Here is a 17923-nt window from a genome sequence, read left to right as displayed (position 1 = left end):
TCGGGGTCCTTGTGGTGGGCGGGTGGGGCGCGGATGCTGGCGCGCGGGTGCCGCCGGGCGGGGCGGGCGGCGCCGCAGTCCACGTCCGTACCGGCGGCCGTGCGGGCGCCGGGCCCGACCCTGGAGGGCCGAACGATGGGCATCCGATTCGGCGGCGACTACAACCCGGAGCAGTGGCCCGAGGAGGTGTGGGCCGAGGATCTGGAACTGATGAAGGCGGCCCGGGTCTCGACGGTCACCGCGGGGATCTTCTCCTGGGCCCGGGTCGAACCCCGGCCCGGCGAGTGGGACTTCGGCTGGTTCGACCGGGTCATGGACGGGCTGGCCGGGGCCGGGATCGAGGTGTGTCTGGCCACGATGACCGCCTCACCGCCGCCCTGGCTGAGCCATGCGCACCCCGAGATCCTGCCCGAGGACGCCGACGGGCGGCGCCGCTGGCCGGGCGCCCGGCAGCACTACTGCCCCTCCAGCCCGGTCTACCGGGCGCACGCCGTCCGCCTCGTCGAACGGCTCGCCACCCGCTACGCCGGGCACCCCGCGCTCGCCCTGTGGCACATCGGCAACGAGTACGGCTGCCACACCCGGCAGTGCTACTGCGACGTCTCCGCCGCGGACTTCCGGGACTGGCTGCGGGAGCGCTACGGAAGCGTCGACGCCCTCAACGACGCCTGGTCCACGGCGTTCTGGTCGCAGACGTACACCGACTTCGCGGAGGTGCTGCCGCCACGGACCGCGCCGACCTTCCCCAACCCGGCGCAGCAACTGGACTATCTGCGCTTCGGCGATGCCGCGCTGCGCGCCTGCTACCTCGCGGAGAAGGAGGTGCTGGCGCGGTGCGCGCCCGGGGTGCCGGTGACCACCAATCTGATGCCGCAGCACAAGCCGGTCGACGCGTTCGCCTGGGCGCCGCACCTGGACGTGATGGCGCTGGACTTCTATCAGGATCCCTTCCTGTCCGATGACCATCTGCGGGCGGCGTACGTCTTCGACCTGATGCGGTCGGCGCGCGGCGGGCAGCCGTGGCTGCTGCTGGAGCAGGCGCCCGGCGCGGTCAACTGGCGGCCACGGAACGGCCCGAAGCCGCCGGGCGCGATGCGGCTGTGGAGCTGGCAGGCGGTGGCGCAGGGCGCGGACGCGGTGCTGTTCTTCCAGTGGCGGCAGTCGCGGGGCGGGGCGGAGAAGTTCCACTCGGCGATGGTGCCGCACGGCGGCCCGGACACCCGGATCTTCCGCGAGGTGGCCGCCCTGGGACGGGAGCTGGCGTCCGTACCGGAGATCGCCGGGACGCGGTCGCGGGCGGCGGTGGCGCTGCTGGCCGACTGGCGGAGCTGGTGGGCGCTGGAGCTGGACTCACGGCCGTCGACCGCGCTGGACCACTCACGGCTGGCGCTGGAGCACCACCGTCCGCTGTACGAGGCGGGCGTGGCGTGCGACGTCGTCCCGCCGTCGCGGGAGCTGTCCGGCTACCGGATGGTGGTGGCGCCGCAGCTGTACCTGCTGACGGAACAGGACGCGGCGCGGCTCGCGGCGTATGTGCGCGACGGCGGGCAGCTGGTGGTGTCGTTCTTCTCCGGCGTCGTGGACGCGCAGGACCGAGTGCACCCCGGTGGCTGTCCGGGCCCGCTGCGGGAACTGCTGGGGCTGCGGGTGGAGGAGTTCTGGCCGCAACCGGAGGGCGCGGCGCTCACCCTCCAGGGGGCCTACAGGGGCCGGGCCGATCTGTGGGCGGAGGACGTCGTCCTGGAAGGCGCCGAGGCACTCGCCCGCTTCACCGGCGGCCCGCTGGACGGCCGCCCCGCGGTGACCCGGCACCCGTACGGGCGCGGTGCGGCCTGGTACGTCGCCACCCGCCCGGAGCCCGCGCTGCTGCGGGCGCTGCTGGACGACGTACGGGAGGCGGCGGGGGTGGCCCCGGTGGTGGCCGGGCTGCCCGCCGGGGTGCAGGCGACCGTCCGGGAAGGCGCGGCGGGGCGCTTCCTGTTCCTGCTCCACCACGGGGAGCGGACGGCCCGGGTCACGCTCCCGGAGCCGGGGCGGGTGGTGGTGTCCGACGCGACGGGGCGGCCCGAGCCCGCGGCCGGGCCGGGCGACCCTGCGCCGCCCGCGGACGCCCCGGTCCACCGGATCACGCTCGCCCCCAGGGGCGTCGCCGTCATCGCGCTCCCCGGGGCCGACGCCTGAGAGGACGCGTACGGGGGCGGCCCTCAGCGTCCCGGGGCCGCCGCCCCGGCGCCCGCCCGGGCCGCCACCGGGGCCGCCGGTCCGGGCTCCGGCTCCGCCGGTCCGATGCCCGCCCGGCGGGCCAGGGCGACGGCGGCGAGCGTGGAGTGGACGTCGAGCTTGCCGAGGACGTTCTGCATATGGGTGCGGACGGTGTGCGGGGAGAGGAAGAGGCGTTCGGCGACGGCCTTACGGCCCATACCGGCGACCATGCAGCGCAGCACCTCGCGCTCGCGGGGCGTGAGGGTCTCGACGAGGCGTTCGCTCTCCGTACGGTGGCGGCGGGCGGCGGTCAGCTCCCGCAGGACGCCGGTGAGCAGGGCGGGCGGCAGATGCGTTTCCTCCCGGAGCACCCCGCGGATCACGGCCAGCAACCGGGAGAGGGAGCAGTCCTTGGCGACCCAGCCCTGGGCGCCCGCCTGGAGGGCGGCGGCCGCGCGGCGCGGGTCGTCGCGTTCGGCGAGGACGACGGTACGCACCTCCGGGTGGGCGGCGCGGACCGCCGCGGCCAGGGCGATGCCGTCGCGGGGCGGGCGCGGGGCGCCGCCGCGGCCCCGGGTCTGCTGGGCGGGAACGCTGGTGAGCGTGGGCGTCGCGGCGGTGAGGTCGGCGTCGGCCAGCAGTACGTCGACGGGGCGGCCCTCGGCGGCGGCGCGTTCGAGGGTGCGCAGCGCGGCGTGGGCGCTGCCCGCCGTCGCCACGCAGACGTCCGCCTCGGCGGCGAGCGCCGCGGCCAGCGACTCGGCGAAGATGCGGTGGCCGTCGGCCACCAGTACCCGGATGCGTTGCACGTGGACCCCCTGTCGTGGGGAACGGACCCTAGCGGGCACCGGGCCCGGGGTGAAGATCGCCGTGACCGGCCCGGCCGTCGCCGCGCCCCCTGGACCCGCCGCCCGGCGTGCGCGGCGCGCCGCCGACCGGATGCTGCTCCCCCTGTCGTGCACCGGCCCCCACCGGCGCTCATCTCAGGGTACGGACGGGCGGCGCGGGCAGCGGCCCGTTGCCGAAAGTCCCGGCGCGCACGGCCGCGGCGCGCTCCCCGCCCCGCGCCGGTGCGTACCGTCGCGGCGGTGCGCCGTGTTGACGCGGCCGGATGACGCGCGCCGGGCGGGACCGTGCGGACGCGCCCTAGGCGGCGCGGTGTGCGCCGGGGCCCGGGCGGGCGGTGAAGACGCGCGGGGCGGCGTGTCCGGCGGCGGTGAACGCCGTGTGGACGGCGTCGGTGACCTGCTGCGCCGCCGCGTCCTCGACGAGGGCGACGGCCGAGCCGCCGAAGCCGCCGCCGGTCATCCGGGCGCCGAGCGCACCGGCGGCCAGCGCGGTGTCGACGGCGAGGTCGAGTTCGGCGCAGGAGATGGCGAAGTCGTCGCGGAGCGAGGCGTGTCCGGCGGTGAGCAGCGGGCCGACGGCGCGGGGCTCGCCCGCGTCCAGCCGGGCGATGACCTGCTGGACGCGGTGGTTCTCGGTGACGATGTGCCGCACCAGGGGCCGCACGTCGGGGAGTGCGGCCAGGTCGGCCAGTGCGCCGGGAAGTTGGCCGATTGCGATGTCCCGCAGGGCGGAAACGCCGAGGTGGCGGGCGGCGCGTTCGCAGCCCGCGCGGCGCTCCGCGTACGCGCCGTCGGCCAGCGCGTGGCGGACCCGGGTGTCGATGACGAGCAGCCGCAGTCCGTGGCCGGTGAGGTCGAAGGGGACCTGGCGGAGGGTGTGGTCGCGGGTGTCGAGGAGGAGGGCGTGGCCGGTGGTGCAGCTGGTGGCGGCCGTCTGGTCCATGATCCCGCAGGGCACGCCGACGAAGGCGTTCTCGGCGCGCTGCGCCAGCCGGGCCAGCTCCCGCCGGTCGAGCCCGAGCCCGTACAGCCCGTCGAGGGCGAGGGCGGTGGCGACCTCCAGGGCGGCGGAGGAGGAGAGTCCGGCGCCGGTGGGGACGGTGGAGTCGAGGTGCAGGTCGACGCCGCCGACGGGCAGTCCGGCGTCGCGCATCGCCCACACCACGCCCGCCGGGTACGCGGCCCAGCCCAGGTCCCGGCCGGGCGCGAGGGCGTCGGCCGGGACCTCGACGACGCCGCCGGGGACGTCGCCGGAGTGCAGCCGCAGCGCCCCGTCGGTGCGGGGCGCCGCGGCGGCGAGGGTGGTGTCCGTCAGGGCGAAGGGCAGCACGAAGCCGTCGTTGTAGTCGGTGTGTTCACCGATCAGGTTGACCCGGCCGGGGGCCGCCCAGACGCCGGTGGGCGCGGCGCCGTACACGGCGCGGAAGGCCGCGTCGGTGCGGGCCGCGCCGTGCGGTGCGGGGGTCGGGCCGGCGGCTTCGTGCGCGGGCATCAGGACTCCTTCGTCCGGGTGGTGCGGCGGGCGAACTCCCAGGCGTCCGCGATGATTCCGGCCAGGTCGGCGCGGGTGGGGCGCCAGCCGAGGCGGTCGATGGCGGTCTGCGCGGAGGCGACGAGGACGGCCGGGTCGCCGGGGCGGCGGTCGGCGAGGACCTCGGGGATCGGGTGTCCGGTGACCTTGCGGACGGTGTCGATGACCTCGCGGACGGAGAAGCCGTTGCCGTTGCCGAGGTTGCAGACGAGGTGTTCGCCGGGGCGGACGTGCGGGCGGGGCGCGCCGTCGGCCGCCCCGGTGGCCTCCGCGACGGTGCTCAGCGTCGCCTCCAGCGCCAGCAGATGGGCCTCGGCGAGGTCGGCGACGTGGATGTAGTCGCGGACGCAGGTGCCGTCGGGGGTCGGGTAGTCGTCGCCGTAGACGGAGATCGTCTCGCGGTGGCCCTGGGCGACCTGGAGGACGAGCGGGATGAGGTGCGACTCGGGGTCGTGGCGCTCACCGCAGTCGCCGTACGCCCCGGCGACGTTGAAGTAGCGCAGCGAGACGGCGGCCAGTCCGTGGGCGGCCGCCTCGCCGCCGATGAGGTGGTCGACGGCGAGCTTGCTCGCGCCGTACGGGCTGGTGGGCGCGGTGGTGGCGGTCTCGGTGATCGGGGTGAGCGCCGGTTCGCCGTAGGTGGCGGCGGTGGAGGAGAAGACGAGGGCGCGCACACCGGCGGCGCGCATCGCGTCGAGCAGGTCCATGGTGCCGCCGACGTTGTTGCGCCAGTACTTCGCCGGGTCCGCGACGGACTCGCCGACCTGGGAGAACGCGGCGAAGTGCAGGACCGCGTCGTAGGAGGCGTCGAGGTGGCGGGCGGCGTCCTGGACGCGGCCCTCGACGAAGCGGGCACCGGCCGGAACGGCCTCGCGGTGGCCGGTGGAGAGGTCGTCGAGGACGGTGACGTCGTGCCCCGCCGCCAGCAGATGGGCGGCGACGACGCTGCCGACATAGCCGGCACCGCCGGTGACCAGGCACTTCGCTCGGGTGGTCGGCTTGGGGGACGGCACGCTCACACTCACTTGGTCGCTACCTCTCGCAGTCGCTGGGCCGCGGCTTCCGGCGGCACATCGTTGATGAACACGTTCATGCCGGATTCGGAACCCGCGAGAAACTTCAGCTTTCCGGCGGTACGGCGAATGGTGAAGAGCTCCAGATGGAGTGCGAACTCGTCGCGGTCGGCGGCGTGGACCGGCGCCTGGTGCCAGGCGGCGATGTACGGCGTACGGGCCGCGGCGCCCGCGTCCGGCCCCTGGCCGTCGCCCTCGCCGAAGATCCGGTCGAACCGGCGCAACAGTTCCAGATAGACCTGTGGGAACTCTGTGCGCGCCGCGTCGTCGAGCGCGGTCAGGTCGGGGACCCGGCGGCGCGGGTGGAGGTGGACCTCGTACGGCCAGTGGGCCGCGTACGGGACGAAGGCGGTCCAGTGGTCGGTCTCCAGGACGACGCGGACGCCGTCGGCGCGTTCGCGGGCGACGGTCTCGTCGAAGAGGTTGGCGCCGGTGGCCTCGCGGTGCGCGGCGAGCGAGGCGAGCATCCGGGCGGTGCGCGGGGTGGTGAAGGGGTACGCGTAGATCTGGCCGTGCGGGTGGCCGAGGGTGACGCCGATCTCGGCGCCGCGGTTCTCGAAGCAGAAGACCTGGGCGACCTCCGGGAGTCGCTGGAGGGCGGCGGTGCGGTCGGTCCAGGCGGCGAGGACGAGGGCGGCCCGTTCCTCGGTGAGGTCGGCGAAGGACGCCTCGTGGTCGGAGGTGAAGCAGACCACCTCGCAGCGTCCGCTGTCCCCGGCGAGGGAGGGGAAGCGGTTCTCGAAGACGGCGACGTCGTAGTCGGCGGCGGGGATCTCGGAGGGGCGGCCCTCGCGCGTGGGGCAGAGCGGGCAGGCGTCGGCCGGCGGGAGGTAGGTGCGGTCCTGGCGGTGCGAGGCGATGGCGACGTGGTCGCCGAGCAGCGGATCGTGGCGGATCTCGGAGGAGGTGGCGACCGGTGGCAGGGGGCGGCGGTCGGGGGCGGCGCGGTCGGCGTCGTCGCGGGAGTCGTAGTAGATGAGCTCCCGGCCGTCGGCCAGCCGGGTCGTCGTCTTCTTCACGGGGGCTCCTCAGCCTGCCACTCGGCCGACGCCACCGCCTCGACCGAACACAAAAACAAACACAATGAAGCACAACCCAACAGGGCAGTCAATACGGGACCGGGGCGTGGGGGCGGCCCGTCAGGCGCCCCGCGCATCGGACATAGCCCATCAAAAGCTCCGCAGGCCCGCCCCTTGTCCAAACTGAAACGAACATAAGTGTTCAGTTTCCGGAACCTCGCGCGTAGCTTTTTGTGCGTTCCACGTGAGCACAACGATGTGTCCTCCTGGGGGTCTCCCCCAGCCCCCGGAAATGAGTGCCCTCATGATCACCTTGGCCGAAGGGCTCAGGCTTCCCACCAACGGGCTCGACTACGCGATCCTGGCCCTCTACTTCGCCGTCGTCCTGGGCATCGGCATCGCCGCCCGGCGCAGCGTCCGCACCAGCCTGGACTTCTTCCTCTCCGGCCGGTCGCTGCCCGCCTGGGTCACCGGTCTCGCATTCGTCGCCGCCAACCTCGGCGCCACCGAAATCCTCGGCATGGCCGCCAACGGCGCGCAGTACGGCGCCTACACCGTCCACTGGTACTGGATCGGCGCCATCCCCGCGATGGTCTTCCTGGGCCTGGTGATGATGCCGTTCTACTACGGCTCCAAGGTCCGCTCGGTCCCCGAATTCCTGCTGCACCGCTTCGGCCCGTCCTCGCACCTGCTCTCCTCGGTGATCTTCGCCGTGTCGTCGGTGCTGATCGCGGGCGTCAACCTCTACGCGATGGCGATCGTCCTCCAGGCGCTGCTGGGCTGGCCGCAGTGGGTGGCGATCGTCGTCGCCGGGTTCTTCGTCCTGGCGTACATCACGATCGGCGGGCTCTCCTCGGCGATCTACAACGAGGTCCTGCAGTTCTTCGTCATCCTCGCCGCGCTGATACCCCTGACGATCGTCGGGCTCAAGCGCGTCGGCGGCTGGCACGGGCTGACCGACTCGCTGACCTCCTCGCACGGCGACGCCTTCCTCACCGCCTGGAAGGGCACCGGCATCGGCGAGGCCAACCCGCTGGGCGCCAACTGGCTGACCCTCGTCCTCGGGCTCGGCTTCGTGATGAGCTTCGGCTACTGGACGACCAACTTCGCCGAGGTGCAGCGCGCGCTCTCCGCGAAGAACCTCTCCGCCGCCAAGCGCACCCCGCTGATCGCCGCCTTCCCGAAGATCTTCATCCCGCTGGTCGTGGTCGTCCCCGGGCTGATCGCCCTGGTCATGGAGCCGACGCTGGGCAAGACCAAGGACGGGCTCCAGTACAACGACGCCATCCCGGTGCTGATGCGCGATCTGCTGCCCAACGGTGTCCTGGGCATCGCGGTGACCGGTCTGCTCGCCGCGTTCATGGCCGGTATGGCGGCGAACGTCTCGTCGTTCAACACCGTCTTCACCAACGACATCTGGGGCGCGTACCTGAAGAAGGGGCGCGAGGACGGCTACTACCTGAAGACCGGGCGGGTGGTCACCGCCGTCGGCGTGCTGATCGGCATGGGCACCGCGTTCATCGCCTCGTCCTTCAGCAACATCATGAACTACCTCCAGACGCTGTTCTCCTTCTTCAACGTCCCGCTGTTCGTCGTCTTCATCATCGGGATGTTCTGGAAGCGCACCAGCGCCGCCGCCGGGTTCTGGGGTCTGCTCTCCGGCACCGTCGCCGCGATGGTCAACTACTTCGGGCTCTACAAGCAGGGCGTCATCGCCATCCCGTCCGAGCAGGGCGCCAACTTCGTCTCGTCGATCGTCGCCTTCGTCGTCGGCGCGGTGGTGATGGTCCTGGTCACCCTCGTCACCAAGCCCAAACCGGCCGAGTCGCTCGCCGGGCTGGTCTACGGCACGCGCTCCCCGGACATGGCGGAGGTGCCCGCCGACGGCGACGACGCGTGGTACCGCAAGCCCGCCCTGCTGGGCTGGGGCGCGGTCGTCCTCGCCGCCCTCTGCTACGTCCCCTTCTCCTTCTGAGCCCGGGAGCCCACCACCATGTCCGACCACCAGCACGACGTCGCCGCCCTCGAACGCGAATCGGCGACCGCCGCCCGGCTCTTCGACGTCCGGCGCATCATCGGCGGACTCTTCGCCGTCTACGGCGTGATCGTCACCATCGCCGGGTTCACCGCCTCCGACGCGGACCTGAAGAAGGCCCAGGGGATCAACATCAACCTCTGGACCGGCCTGGGCATGCTCGCCCTCGGCCTCTTCTTCCTGGTCTGGCTGAAGCTGCGGCCCACCGTCCCGCCGACCGCCGAGGAACTCACCGGCGAGGCGCCGGAGGACACCCCGGCGAGCTGACCCGACGGGCCCGGAACCGCACGGCACCACGCCTCACGCGGCTCCGGGCCCTACGGCGTCCGCGGCTCCGCGCCCTCCGCCGCCTCCGCCGCCCGCTCCAGCAGACCGGTACGGGCCGCCAGCGCCGCCGCCTCCAGGCGCGAGCCGACCTCCAGCTTCATCAGCACCCGCTGCACATGGGTACGCGCGGTCGACGGGGCGGTGCCCATGCCCGCCGCGATCTGCCGGGTGCCCTCACCGTCGGCGACCCGCATCAACACCTCGACCTCGCGCGGGGTGAGCAGCGCCAGCAACCGCGCGCCCTCGTCGTCCGGCTCCGCCGCCGGGTGCAGCAACTCCTCACACGCCTGCTGGAGCAGGACCGGCGCGACGGCCACCTCGCCCGCCCGCGCCTTGAGCATCGCCCGCTCCACGCCCTCGATCCGCTCGTCGTGGCGGACATAGCCGGAGGCGCCCGCGGCGAACGCGGCGGCGATCCCCCGCGGCGACGGCACCGGGCCCAGCACCACCACCGCGATCCCCGGCCGCTCCCGCTTGATCCGGACGACCGGGTCGAACACCCCGGGCTCGGCGGGCACCGCCGTCCCCAGCAGGCACACCTCCGGGGCCCGGCCCACCACCAGCTCCGCGGCACCGGCGCACGGCGCGGCCGCCGCCAGCACCCGGTGCCCCCGCAGCTTCAGCGCCGAGGCCAGCGCCTCGGCCAGCAGTCGGTGATCGTCGACCACCACGAGCCGTACGCCCATCCCGCGGCCCTCCTCCCGGCGCACGGGGCCCTGACCGGGCCCGCCGTGCACGGGAAGGTACACGCTCACCGCGCCCGGCGCGCCCCGTCCGACCGGACTCGGCCGGATTGCCCGGGGCCAAAAAGGCGCGCCGTGCGGAGCGCGGCCGTCAGGCGTCCTCGGCCAGCTCCAGCCAGCGCATCTCCAACTCCTCGCGGCGGCCGGTCAGTTCACGCAGTTCGGCATCGAGACCGGCGACCTTCTCGAAGTCGGTGGCGTGCTCGGCGATCTGCGTATGGAGCTTCGACTCCTGGTCGCCGATCTTGTCCAACTGTCGTTCGATCCGCTGGAGTTCCTTCTGCGCCGCGCGGTTGACCGCGGCCGGCTTCTTCACCGCCTCGGCCTGCGCGGGCGCCGGAGCCGCCGCCTCCGCCTGCTCCTGGCGGCGCTCGATGTACTCGTCGAGCCCGCGCGGCAGCATCCGCAGCCGGAAGTCCCCGAGCAGTGCGAAGACCCGGTCGGTGGTGCGCTCGACGAAGTACCGGTCGTGGCTGATGACGATCATCGAGCCGGGCCAGCCGTCGAGCAGGTCCTCCAACTGCGTCAGCGTCTCGATGTCCAGGTCGTTGGTGGGCTCGTCGAGGAAGAGGACGTTGGGCTCGTCCATCAGCAGCCGCAGGATCTGCAGCCGCCGCCGCTCACCGCCGGAGAGGTCGCCGACCGGCGTCCACTGCTTCTCCTTGGTGAAGCCGAACTTCTCGCACAGCTGCCCCGCGGTCATCTCCCGGCCCTTGCCGAGATCGACGCGCTCACGGACCGCCTGCACCGCCTCAAGGACCCGCCACGCCGGGTTCAGCTCGGCGACCTCCTGCGAGAGGTACGCCAGCTTCACGGTCTTGCCGACGACGACCTTGCCGCCGACCGGCTGCACCTCGCCCTGCGTCCGCGCCGCCTCGGCGAGCGCCCGCAGCAGCGAGGTCTTGCCCGCGCCGTTGACGCCGACCAGACCGATCCGGTCGCCGGGCCCCAACTGCCAGGTCAGATGCTTGAGCAGCACCTTCGGCCCCGCCTGGACGGTCACGTCCTCCAGGTCGAAGACGGTCTTGCCCAGCCGGGAGCTGGCGAACTTCATCAGCTCGGCGCTGTCCCGTGGCGGCGGCACGTCCGCGATCAGCTCGTTGGCCGCCTCGATACGGAACCGCGGCTTGCTGGTACGCGCCGGGGCGCCGCGCCGCAGCCAGGCCAGCTCCTTACGCATCAGGTTCTGCCGCTTGGCCTCCTCGGACGCCGCGATGCGCTCCCGCTCGGCCCGCGCGAAGACGTAGTCGCTGTAGCCGCCCTCGTACTCGTGGACGTCGCCGCGCTGCACGTCCCACATGCGGGTGCAGACCTGGTCGAGGAACCAGCGGTCGTGGGTGACGCAGACGAGGGCGGAGCGGCGGGCGCGCAGATGGCGGGCGAGCCAGGAGATGCCCTCGACGTCGAGGTGGTTGGTGGGCTCGTCGAGGACGATGAGGTCCTGCTCGGCGATGAGCAGCTTCGCCAGCGCGATCCGGCGACGCTCACCGCCGGAGAGCGGGCCGATGACGGTGTCCAGGCCCTGCCCGAAGCCCGGCAGGTCCAGACCGCCGAAGAGACCGGTCAGCACATCGCGGATCTTGGCGTTGCCCGCCCACTCGTGGTCCGCGAGATCGCCGATGACCTCGTGGCGGATCGTCGCTTCCGGGTCCAGCGAATCGTGCTGGGTGAGCACGCCCAGCCGCAGGTCACCGGCGTGGGTGACGCGGCCGTCGTCCGCGCTCTCCAGCTTGGCGAGGATCCGGATCAGGGTGGTCTTGCCGTCACCGTTACGCCCGACGACGCCGATCCGGTCCCCCTCGTTGACGCCGAGCGAGACACCGTCGAGCAGGGCACGCGTCCCGTAGACCTTGCCGACGGCTTCCAGATTGACGAGGTTGCTGGCCATTGCTCTCCCTGCTGACGGCCCGCGCGGCTCCGGTACGGCGCACGCTCCCTGGGCCCTTCCAGGATCCCATGGCAGGCGCGGGCCCCGGGGCGCTGGCCCGGGGCCCGCAAGCGAGCGCGCTCAGGTGCGCCCGCCGCCACCGGACGACCAGGCGTTGAGTGCCCGTACGGCCTCCTCCAGCTCCCGGCGCCGGGCACGCTGCTTCGCCAGGCGCTGCCGCTCCTGCGCGGCGAGTACGTACGGCCGGACGAGGCTGTCGCCCTCGCCTCCCGGGAGGAACAGGCCGGGCGGCATCCGGGAGTAACCGCCCCAGCAGCACGGCCCGCCAGGTTCGGCTCGGCGGCGAGCTACGGAAGTTGCGTGTCCGCGCAGGCAAGACCGCCCGAGAGGCGGCGGGGATGATCTCGACCGACCAGGCCAAGATCAGCCACACCCCCTAGCGCGACTGGGCCCAGTCGTACAAACGGTGGGCGCTGTCGCCGAGGCGTGTGGCGTAGAGCGTGGGGGTCTGCCCGCCCGCGAGTTCCTCGTCGGTGGTGGTGACGCCCACGACGGTGCCGGTGCCGGTGCGGGTGTCGAAGTCGGCCAGGTGCGGGCCGCCGCTCGACCCGGCGGACATGTCGCAGGTCTCGCCCCACAGCAGGGGCACCTTGGGGCCGGGGTGGCTCGTGCCCGCGCAGTGGATCATGCGGGATCCGACGTACTTGTCCTTGGGGTCGTTGAGTCCGTCGCTCGGGTACCCGAAGGCGTGGACGAAACCGTCCTTGACGGGTTGGCCGAACGCGCTGTGCTGGCTTCCGGTGACGTCCGCGATCGGACGCCCCTCGGCAGTGGGGTTCACCACGAGGAGCCCCGTGTCGTAACCGGCGGCAGCGACGTCCGACGACGGCGTGGTCTCCGGATCCCCGTCCCAGCGGGAAGAGGTGGCCATGGTGGTGGCGCTGAAGCCGCCGAGCGGTTTCGTTCCGTTGCGGTAGCCGGGAACGAAGTAGAGGTTGTGGTTCCAGGTGTCGTCGGCGGAGGGCGAGCCGACGCCTCGCAGGCAGTGTGCCGCGGTGATGACCGTACTGCGGTTGGCGCTGGTGACGACCGTCGCGGTGCAGCTGCCGTCGTAGCCGTCGGAGAAGGTGAAGAACAGGCGGCCCACGCTCTTGTCCACCGCCCCGCCGTGTGTCCACACGGCCCCGGAGTCCGGCGTGTTCGAAGGGAGCGGCCGTGGGTCGTCCGGCGTGTTGTCGTCCTTGGGGACGGGGGTGTTCTCGGGGATCAGAGCGCTTGCCAGCTTCATGCGCCGGGGGGTCCAGTAGGCGTTGATCCGGTCGCGCTCCTTGGCGGTCGTGGCGCCGGCGTGGGAGGTGGTGGTGTCCGCGCTCGCCGCGCCGCCGCCGGTGGACGACGGGTGGTGCGGTGCGGCGTCGGCGACCGCGGTCGGCGCGGCCAGTGCGACAGCAGCCGCCGACACCGCGACGGTGGCGCCGATCGCGTGCCGGAGGGCCCTGCGGCTGCTGTCCTGGTGGCCGCACGAGCGGCGAGAAGGTGTGCGCATGCGCGGGAATGTAGCCGCGCCATGTCAGGAAGCGGTCAGAGGAATGTGCAGGCGATGTTTGCGCGTGGGGCGGCAGTTCGCGTCGGAATTCCCGGTGAGCGCGCGGCACGCCTCACCTGCCTCCCGCCCGCCGCGGCCGCCTCCTACCGGGCGGCGCTCACGGACCGGGCGCGGTGGAAGGCGCCACCTGGAGCACCGTCGCCCCCGGCGCCGGGGCGGTGGCGATGCGTACCGTGCGGCAGGTGCCGGACGCCGTCAGTGCCGCGGCGACCTTCTCCGCCGCTTCCGGGTCCGCCACGAGGAACGCCGTCGTCGGCCCCGAGCCGGAGACCAGCGGGGCGAGCGCGCCCGCGGCGGCGCCCGCGTCGAGGGTGGCGGCCAGTGAGGGGCGCAGGGAGAGCGCGGCGGGCTGGAGGTCGTTGGCCAGCTCTCCGGCCAGCGCTTCCGCGTCGCCCGCCGCGAGGGCCGCGAGGAGGGCGGGCGAGGCGGCCGGTTCCGGGACGTCGGTCCCGGCGGTGAGGCGGTCGAACTCGCCGTAGACCGCGGGCGTGGAGAGACCGCCGTCGGCGACCGCGAAGACCCAGTGGAAGGCGCCGCCGACCGGCAGCGGGGTCAGCACCTCGCCGCGACCGGTGCCCAGCGCCGCGCCGCCGACCAGGCTGAACGGGACGTCGCTGCCCAGCTCCGCGCAGATCTCCAGGAGTTCTTCGCGGGAGGCGTGCGTGCCCCACAGGGTGTCGCAGGCCAGCAGCGCACCGGCGGCGTCCGCGCTGCCGCCCGCCATGCCGCCCGCGACGGGGATGTCCTTCTTCAGGTGCAGATGGACATCGGCGGTGCGGCCGTGGCGCGCGGCGAGGAGGGTCGCGGCGCGGGCGGCGAGGTTGGTGGCGTCGAGCGGGATGCTCGCCACGCCCTCGCCCTCGGCGGTGATCCGCAGCCCGTCGGCGGGGGCGGCGGTGACCTCGTCGTACAGACCGACGGCGAGGAAGACGTTGGCGAGGTCGTGGAAGCCGTCCGGGCGGGCGGCGCCGACCGCCAGCTGGACGTTGACCTTCGCCGGGACCCGTACCGTGACCGCCGCGCTCACTGCGCGCCTCCCTGCTCCCGCTGCTCCTGCTGTTCCTGTCGGCTCATCGCGCCCGACCGGCGCGGCCCGTGCTCCGCGATGCGGGCGAACTCCTCGACGGTCAGCGCCTCGCCGCGCGCCTTCGGGGAGATCCCGGCGGCGACCAGCGCTTCTTCGGCGGCGGCGGCCGAACCGGCCCAGCCCGCCAGCGCCGCCCGCAGCGTCTTACGGCGCTGCGCGAACGCGGCGTCGACCACCGCGAAGACCTCGTCGCGGGTGGCGGTGGTCTCCGGCGGCTCCCGCCGGATCAGCGACACCAGACCGGAGTCGACGTTGGGCGCGGGCCAGAAGACGTTCCGGCCGATCGAACCGGCGCGCTTGACCTCGGCGTACCAGTTGGCCTTGACCGACGGCACACCGTAGACCTTGTTGCCGGGGCGGGCCGCGAGCCGGTCGGCGACCTCCGCCTGCACCATCACCAGGGTGCGCTCCAGCGTCGGGAACGTCGCCAGCATGTGCAGCAGCACCGGCACCGCGACGTTGTACGGCAGATTGGCGACGAGCGCGGTGGGCGCATTGCCGGGCAGCTCGGTGACGTGCATCGCATCGCTGTGGACCAGCGCGAACCGGTCGGCGCGGCGCGGCAGCCGCGCCGCGACGGTCGCCGGGAGCGCGGCGGCCAGCACCTCGTCGATCTCCACGGCGGTGACCGCGTCGGCCGCCTCCAGGAGCGCCAGGGTCAGCGAGCCGAGGCCCGGGCCGACCTCGACGACGGTGTCGTCGGGCCGGACGTCCGCGGTCCGCACGATGCGGCGGACGGTGTTGGCGTCGATGACGAAGTTCTGGCCGCGCTGCTTGGTGGGGCGTACGCCCAGCGCGGCGGCCAGCTCGCGGATGTCGGCGGGGCCCAGCAGGGGGCCGGACTCGTCGCCGGTGGTGCTCTCACTCATGCCGAAGCCTCGCCACGCGCCGCCGTGATCGTCCACGGGGCGCGCCTTTCCGTTGTTCGCTCGCTGCGCTGGTTCACCGGTGCAGCTTACGGGCCGGAGCGGGGCGCCCCCGTCGTCGCAGGTCAGTAGCCGAAGGCGCGTGCCGTGTTGGCCGCGACGGCGGTGGCGAGGGCGTCCTCGGTGACGCCCTTGACCTCGGCCATCGCCCGCAGCGTGACGGGGATGAGGTACGGCGCGTTGGGGCGGCCGCGGAACGGCGCGGGGGTGAGGAACGGCGCGTCGGTCTCGACCAGCAGCAGTTCGGCGGGGGCCACCGCGAGCGCGTCGCGGAGCGGCTGCGCGTTCTTGAACGTGACGTTCCCGGCGAAGGAGAGGAAGTACCCGGCCGCCGCGCACTCCTTCGCCATCGCGGCGTCGCCGGAGTAGCAGTGGAAGACGGTGCGCTCGGGGGCGCCCTCCTCGCGCAGGATCCGCAGCACATCGGCGTGGGCCTCCCGGTCGTGGATGACCAGCGCCTTCCCGTGCCGCTTGGCGATCTCGATGTGCGCCCGGAACGACCGCTCCTGGGCGGCCATGCCCTCGGCGCCGGTACGGAAGTAATCGAGACCGGTCTCGCCGACGCCGCGGACGTGCGGGAGGGCGGCCAGCGCGTCGATGGCGGCCAGCGCCTCGTCGAGAGCCGCATCGCCGCCGGGCTCGCGGGCGCCCTGCCGGGACCAGCCGTCGGGGTCGCCGAGGACGATGCGCGGGGCTTCGTTGGGGTGGAGTGCGACCGCCGCGTGCACCGCGTCGTACGCCTCGGCGGTCTCCGCCGCCCACCGCGATCCGGCGACGTCGCAGCCGACCTGCACGACGGTGGTGACGCCGACCGACGCCGCCTTGGCGAGCGCCTCGTCCACGGTGCCCTGCTGCATGTCGAGGTGGGTGTGCGAGTCGGCGACCGGCACCCGCAGCGGCTCGGGCAGCGGCGGCGGGGCGTTCTTCGCCGCCTTGGACGGGCTGCCGCTCCCGGCGGCGGTGGGCGGGGCGGTCTCGGAGCCGGTGTCGTGCGGGGCCATGGCCGCGATCCTACGAGGCCGCGGCCACGGCCTCACCCGGCGCCCGGGTCAGCGGCGGTGGTGCTGGAAGGGGTGGAGCAGATCGGAGAGGTGCCAGTGGTGCCGGCCGGGGTCGACGGAGCTGCCGCCGCTCTCCGGGCCGACGACGGGCCGCTTCGCCGGGGCGGTGCCGCGCTGGTGGAGGCTCTCGATCGCGTGGGACACCTTCGAGACCTCGCCCGCGCGCATGATCCGCACCACGGTGGAGCCGCAGCTGAGGCAGCCCGGACTGGTCAGCGGGGACGGCACCCGCTCGCCGTCCGCGTAGTAGACGGCGTGCGTGACGCCCTTGACGTCCACCTGGTGCCGTATCTCGTACGCCTGCTCCCAGCCGTGGCCGCAATGCATGCAGGCGAAGGCGTACGCCTCGTGAACCGGGGCTTCGGTGGTGGGGTGGGTGTCGGGGTAGGTGGTGCGGATGTCCGCGATCTCACTCATGTGCCGCTCCTCTTGTCCGCAGGACAAGGTCTCCGGGGAACCGTGCGTCCCGGTCTCCAGTGGACTCCTGTCCCGGGCGAGGTGCGGCGGATGTTCTTACCTGTTGGCCCAGATTTGGCCCGCTCCAGGGCAAAGTCCGGGCCGTCCGGATGGTCCCTTTACCGTTCGAGACCGGCCGTTTACCTTCCGGCAGCGGCTTTCGGACACCGGACGCGGCCGGACCCCTGGTCAGGCCCCGGCGGCCTGCCCGGCGGACCCTCCGGCCTTCTCCGCGTTCTTCGCAGCCACCACCGCGTCGAACACCTCCCGCTTCGGCAGCCCCAGCTCGGCGGCGACCGCGGCGATGGCCTCCTTGCGGCGCTCCCCGGCCTCCTCCCGGACCCGCACCCGGCGCACCAGCTCCTCCGGCCCCAGCTCCTGCGGGCTGGTCTCGGGGGCGCCCTCGACCACGACGGTGATCTCGCCGCGCACGCCCTCGGCCGCCCACGCCGCCAGCTCACCGAGCCCGCCGCGCCTGACCTCCTCGTACGTCTTGGTCAGCTCCCGGCAGACCGCGGCGCGGCGGTCGGTGCCGAAGACCTCGGCCATCGCGGCGAGGGTGTCGTCGAGCCGGTGCGGCGCCTCGAAGTAGACGAGGGTGCGGCGCTCGTCCGCGACCTCCCGCAGCTTGGTGAGGCGCTCGCCCTGCTTGCGCGGGAGGAAGCCCTCGAAGCAGAACCGGTCGACCGGCAGCCCGGAGACCGCCAGCGCGGTCAGCACGGCGCTCGGCCCGGGGACGGCGGTGACCTTCACGTCCCGCTCGACGGCGGCGGCGACCAGGCGGTAGCCGGGGTCGGAGACCGACGGCATCCCGGCGTCGGTGACCAGCAGCACCCGGGCGCCACCGGCCAGCGCGTCGGCCAGCTCCGGCGTCCGGGCCGCTTCGTTGCCCTCGAAGTACGACACGATCCGGCCACCGGGCGTCACCCCGAGGCCCTGGGTGAGGCGGCGCAGCCGCCGGGTGTCCTCGGCGGCGATCACATCGGCGGCGGCCAGCTCGGCGGCGAGGCGCGGCGGGGCGTCCTCGATGTCGCCGATGGGCGTCCCTGCAAGTACCAGCGTTCCAGTCACTCCCCCATCCTCCCAGCCGCCGGGCGCCGCCTCCGTCACCCGCCCTGCGG

16 protein-coding genes are annotated in these 17923 nt (G+C 73.7%); 3 read left to right on the top strand and 13 right to left on the bottom strand.

The features are described from left to right. Positions 1 to 135: 135 nt before the first annotated feature. A complete protein-coding gene (locus tag IF23_RS0110215) occupies positions 136 to 2181 on the top strand; it encodes a beta-galactosidase (protein WP_030282101.1) in 2046 nt (681 codons plus the stop codon). 23 nt (positions 2182 to 2204) lie between these two features. Here IF23_RS0110215 and IF23_RS0110210 read toward each other — a convergent pair whose 3' ends face one another. The 4 genes from IF23_RS0110210 to galT form a co-directional block, all read right to left on the bottom strand. After that, the gene (locus IF23_RS0110210; RefSeq protein WP_030282099.1) at positions 2205 to 3011 is read right to left on the bottom strand and encodes a response regulator transcription factor; all 807 of its coding nucleotides are present in this window, start codon (positions 3009 to 3011) and stop codon (positions 2205 to 2207) included. A gap of 337 nt (positions 3012 to 3348) precedes the next feature. Further along, the gene (gene galK, locus IF23_RS0110205) at positions 3349 to 4542 is read right to left on the bottom strand and encodes a galactokinase (RefSeq protein WP_030282097.1); all 1194 of its coding nucleotides are present in this window, start codon (positions 4540 to 4542) and stop codon (positions 3349 to 3351) included. Continuing rightward, on the bottom strand, positions 4542 to 5600 hold the full coding sequence (galE, locus tag IF23_RS0110200; protein ID WP_169749991.1) for a UDP-glucose 4-epimerase GalE: 1059 nt from the start codon (positions 5598 to 5600) through the stop codon (positions 4542 to 4544). The genes galK and galE overlap by 1 nt, the downstream gene beginning before the upstream one ends. A 2-nt stretch (positions 5601 to 5602) precedes the next feature. Continuing rightward, entirely contained in the window at positions 5603 to 6673 is a 1071-nt protein-coding gene (galT, locus tag IF23_RS0110195; RefSeq protein ID WP_030282094.1) for a galactose-1-phosphate uridylyltransferase, read from the bottom strand. A 304-nt stretch (positions 6674 to 6977) separates the two neighbouring features. Here galT and IF23_RS0110190 point away from each other — a divergent pair, with 304 nt between their 5' ends. Together IF23_RS0110190 and IF23_RS0110185 are read left to right on the top strand one after the other, a co-directional pair. Then, positions 6978 to 8648: a sodium:solute symporter family protein gene (locus IF23_RS0110190; RefSeq protein WP_030282092.1), complete on the top strand. Its 1671-nt coding sequence runs from the start codon at positions 6978 to 6980 to the stop codon at positions 8646 to 8648. A gap of 18 nt (positions 8649 to 8666) precedes the next feature. Further along, positions 8667 to 8975, top strand: a complete 309-nt coding sequence (locus IF23_RS0110185; protein WP_030282090.1) for a hypothetical protein — start codon at positions 8667 to 8669, stop codon at positions 8973 to 8975. 50 nt (positions 8976 to 9025) lie between these two features. On the opposite strand, the gene IF23_RS0110180 is transcribed toward IF23_RS0110185, so the two are convergent. From IF23_RS0110180 to rsmI, 9 genes are all read right to left on the bottom strand, one after another. Next, a complete protein-coding gene (locus IF23_RS0110180) occupies positions 9026 to 9721 on the bottom strand; it encodes a response regulator transcription factor (protein WP_030282088.1) in 696 nt (231 codons plus the stop codon). 148 nt (positions 9722 to 9869) lie between these two features. Beyond that, complete coding sequence (locus IF23_RS0110175; RefSeq protein WP_030282086.1) at positions 9870 to 11666, bottom strand: ABC-F family ATP-binding cassette domain-containing protein; 1797 nt, start codon at positions 11664 to 11666, stop codon at positions 9870 to 9872. 120 nt (positions 11667 to 11786) lie between these two features. Further along, positions 11787 to 11960 (bottom strand): hypothetical protein, encoded by a 174-nt coding sequence (locus IF23_RS33955; protein WP_157847994.1) that lies wholly within the window; start codon positions 11958 to 11960, stop codon positions 11787 to 11789. 142 nt (positions 11961 to 12102) lie between these two features. Continuing rightward, positions 12103 to 13212, bottom strand: a complete 1110-nt coding sequence (locus IF23_RS0110165; protein WP_030282084.1) for a trypsin-like serine peptidase — start codon at positions 13210 to 13212, stop codon at positions 12103 to 12105. Positions 13213 to 13369: 157 nt separating this feature from the next. After that, positions 13370 to 14299, bottom strand: coding sequence for a 4-(cytidine 5'-diphospho)-2-C-methyl-D-erythritol kinase (locus IF23_RS0110160; RefSeq protein WP_030282082.1), 930 nt, complete (start codon positions 14297 to 14299; stop codon positions 13370 to 13372). After that, a complete protein-coding gene (gene rsmA / locus IF23_RS0110155) occupies positions 14296 to 15228 on the bottom strand; it encodes a 16S rRNA (adenine(1518)-N(6)/adenine(1519)-N(6))-dimethyltransferase RsmA (RefSeq protein ID WP_051739473.1) in 933 nt (310 codons plus the stop codon). The genes IF23_RS0110160 and rsmA overlap by 4 nt, the downstream gene beginning before the upstream one ends. Before the next feature lie 122 nt (positions 15229 to 15350). Then, on the bottom strand, positions 15351 to 16286 hold the full coding sequence (locus IF23_RS0110150) for a TatD family hydrolase (RefSeq protein ID WP_051739460.1): 936 nt from the start codon (positions 16284 to 16286) through the stop codon (positions 15351 to 15353). A 48-nt stretch (positions 16287 to 16334) separates the two neighbouring features. After that, a complete protein-coding gene (locus IF23_RS0110145) occupies positions 16335 to 16763 on the bottom strand; it encodes a hypothetical protein (RefSeq protein ID WP_030282078.1) in 429 nt (142 codons plus the stop codon). 228 nt (positions 16764 to 16991) lie between these two features. Continuing rightward, positions 16992 to 17873 carry a 16S rRNA (cytidine(1402)-2'-O)-methyltransferase gene (gene rsmI / locus IF23_RS0110140; RefSeq protein ID WP_030282076.1) on the bottom strand — a complete coding sequence of 294 codons (882 nt, stop codon included), beginning with the start codon at positions 17871 to 17873 and terminating at the stop codon, positions 16992 to 16994. Positions 17874 to 17923 lie beyond the last annotated feature (50 nt).

It is taken from the genome of Streptomyces catenulae (genome assembly GCF_000718015.1).
Taxonomy (GTDB): domain Bacteria; phylum Actinomycetota; class Actinomycetes; order Streptomycetales; family Streptomycetaceae; genus Streptomyces; species Streptomyces catenulae.
Note: the sequence above shows the minus strand (reverse complement) of the source record. Positions and strands in the feature narration are given on the sequence as shown.

Excerpts from the sequence above, each read along its gene's own strand:
- galK (WP_030282097.1), bottom strand. The coding sequence starts at position 4,542 with ATGCCCGCGCACGAAGCCGCCGGCCCGACCCCCGCACCGCACGGCGCG.
- IF23_RS33955 (WP_157847994.1), bottom strand. The coding sequence starts at position 11,960 with ATGCCGCCCGGCCTGTTCCTCCCGGGAGGCGAGGGCGACAGCCTCGTC.
- IF23_RS0110150 (WP_051739460.1), bottom strand. The coding sequence starts at position 16,286 with ATGGCCCCGCACGACACCGGCTCCGAGACCGCCCCGCCCACCGCCGCC.
- IF23_RS0110215 (WP_030282101.1), top strand. The coding sequence starts at position 136 with ATGGGCATCCGATTCGGCGGCGACTACAACCCGGAGCAGTGGCCCGAG.
- IF23_RS0110180 (WP_030282088.1), bottom strand. The coding sequence starts at position 9,721 with ATGGGCGTACGGCTCGTGGTGGTCGACGATCACCGACTGCTGGCCGAG.
- IF23_RS0110190 (WP_030282092.1), top strand. The coding sequence starts at position 6,978 with ATGATCACCTTGGCCGAAGGGCTCAGGCTTCCCACCAACGGGCTCGAC.
- IF23_RS0110165 (WP_030282084.1), bottom strand. The coding sequence starts at position 13,212 with ATGCGCACACCTTCTCGCCGCTCGTGCGGCCACCAGGACAGCAGCCGC.
- rsmA (WP_051739473.1), bottom strand. The coding sequence starts at position 15,228 with ATGAGTGAGAGCACCACCGGCGACGAGTCCGGCCCCCTGCTGGGCCCC.
- IF23_RS0110185 (WP_030282090.1), top strand. The coding sequence starts at position 8,667 with ATGTCCGACCACCAGCACGACGTCGCCGCCCTCGAACGCGAATCGGCG.
- IF23_RS0110145 (WP_030282078.1), bottom strand. The coding sequence starts at position 16,763 with ATGAGTGAGATCGCGGACATCCGCACCACCTACCCCGACACCCACCCC.
- IF23_RS0110175 (WP_030282086.1), bottom strand. The coding sequence starts at position 11,666 with ATGGCCAGCAACCTCGTCAATCTGGAAGCCGTCGGCAAGGTCTACGGG.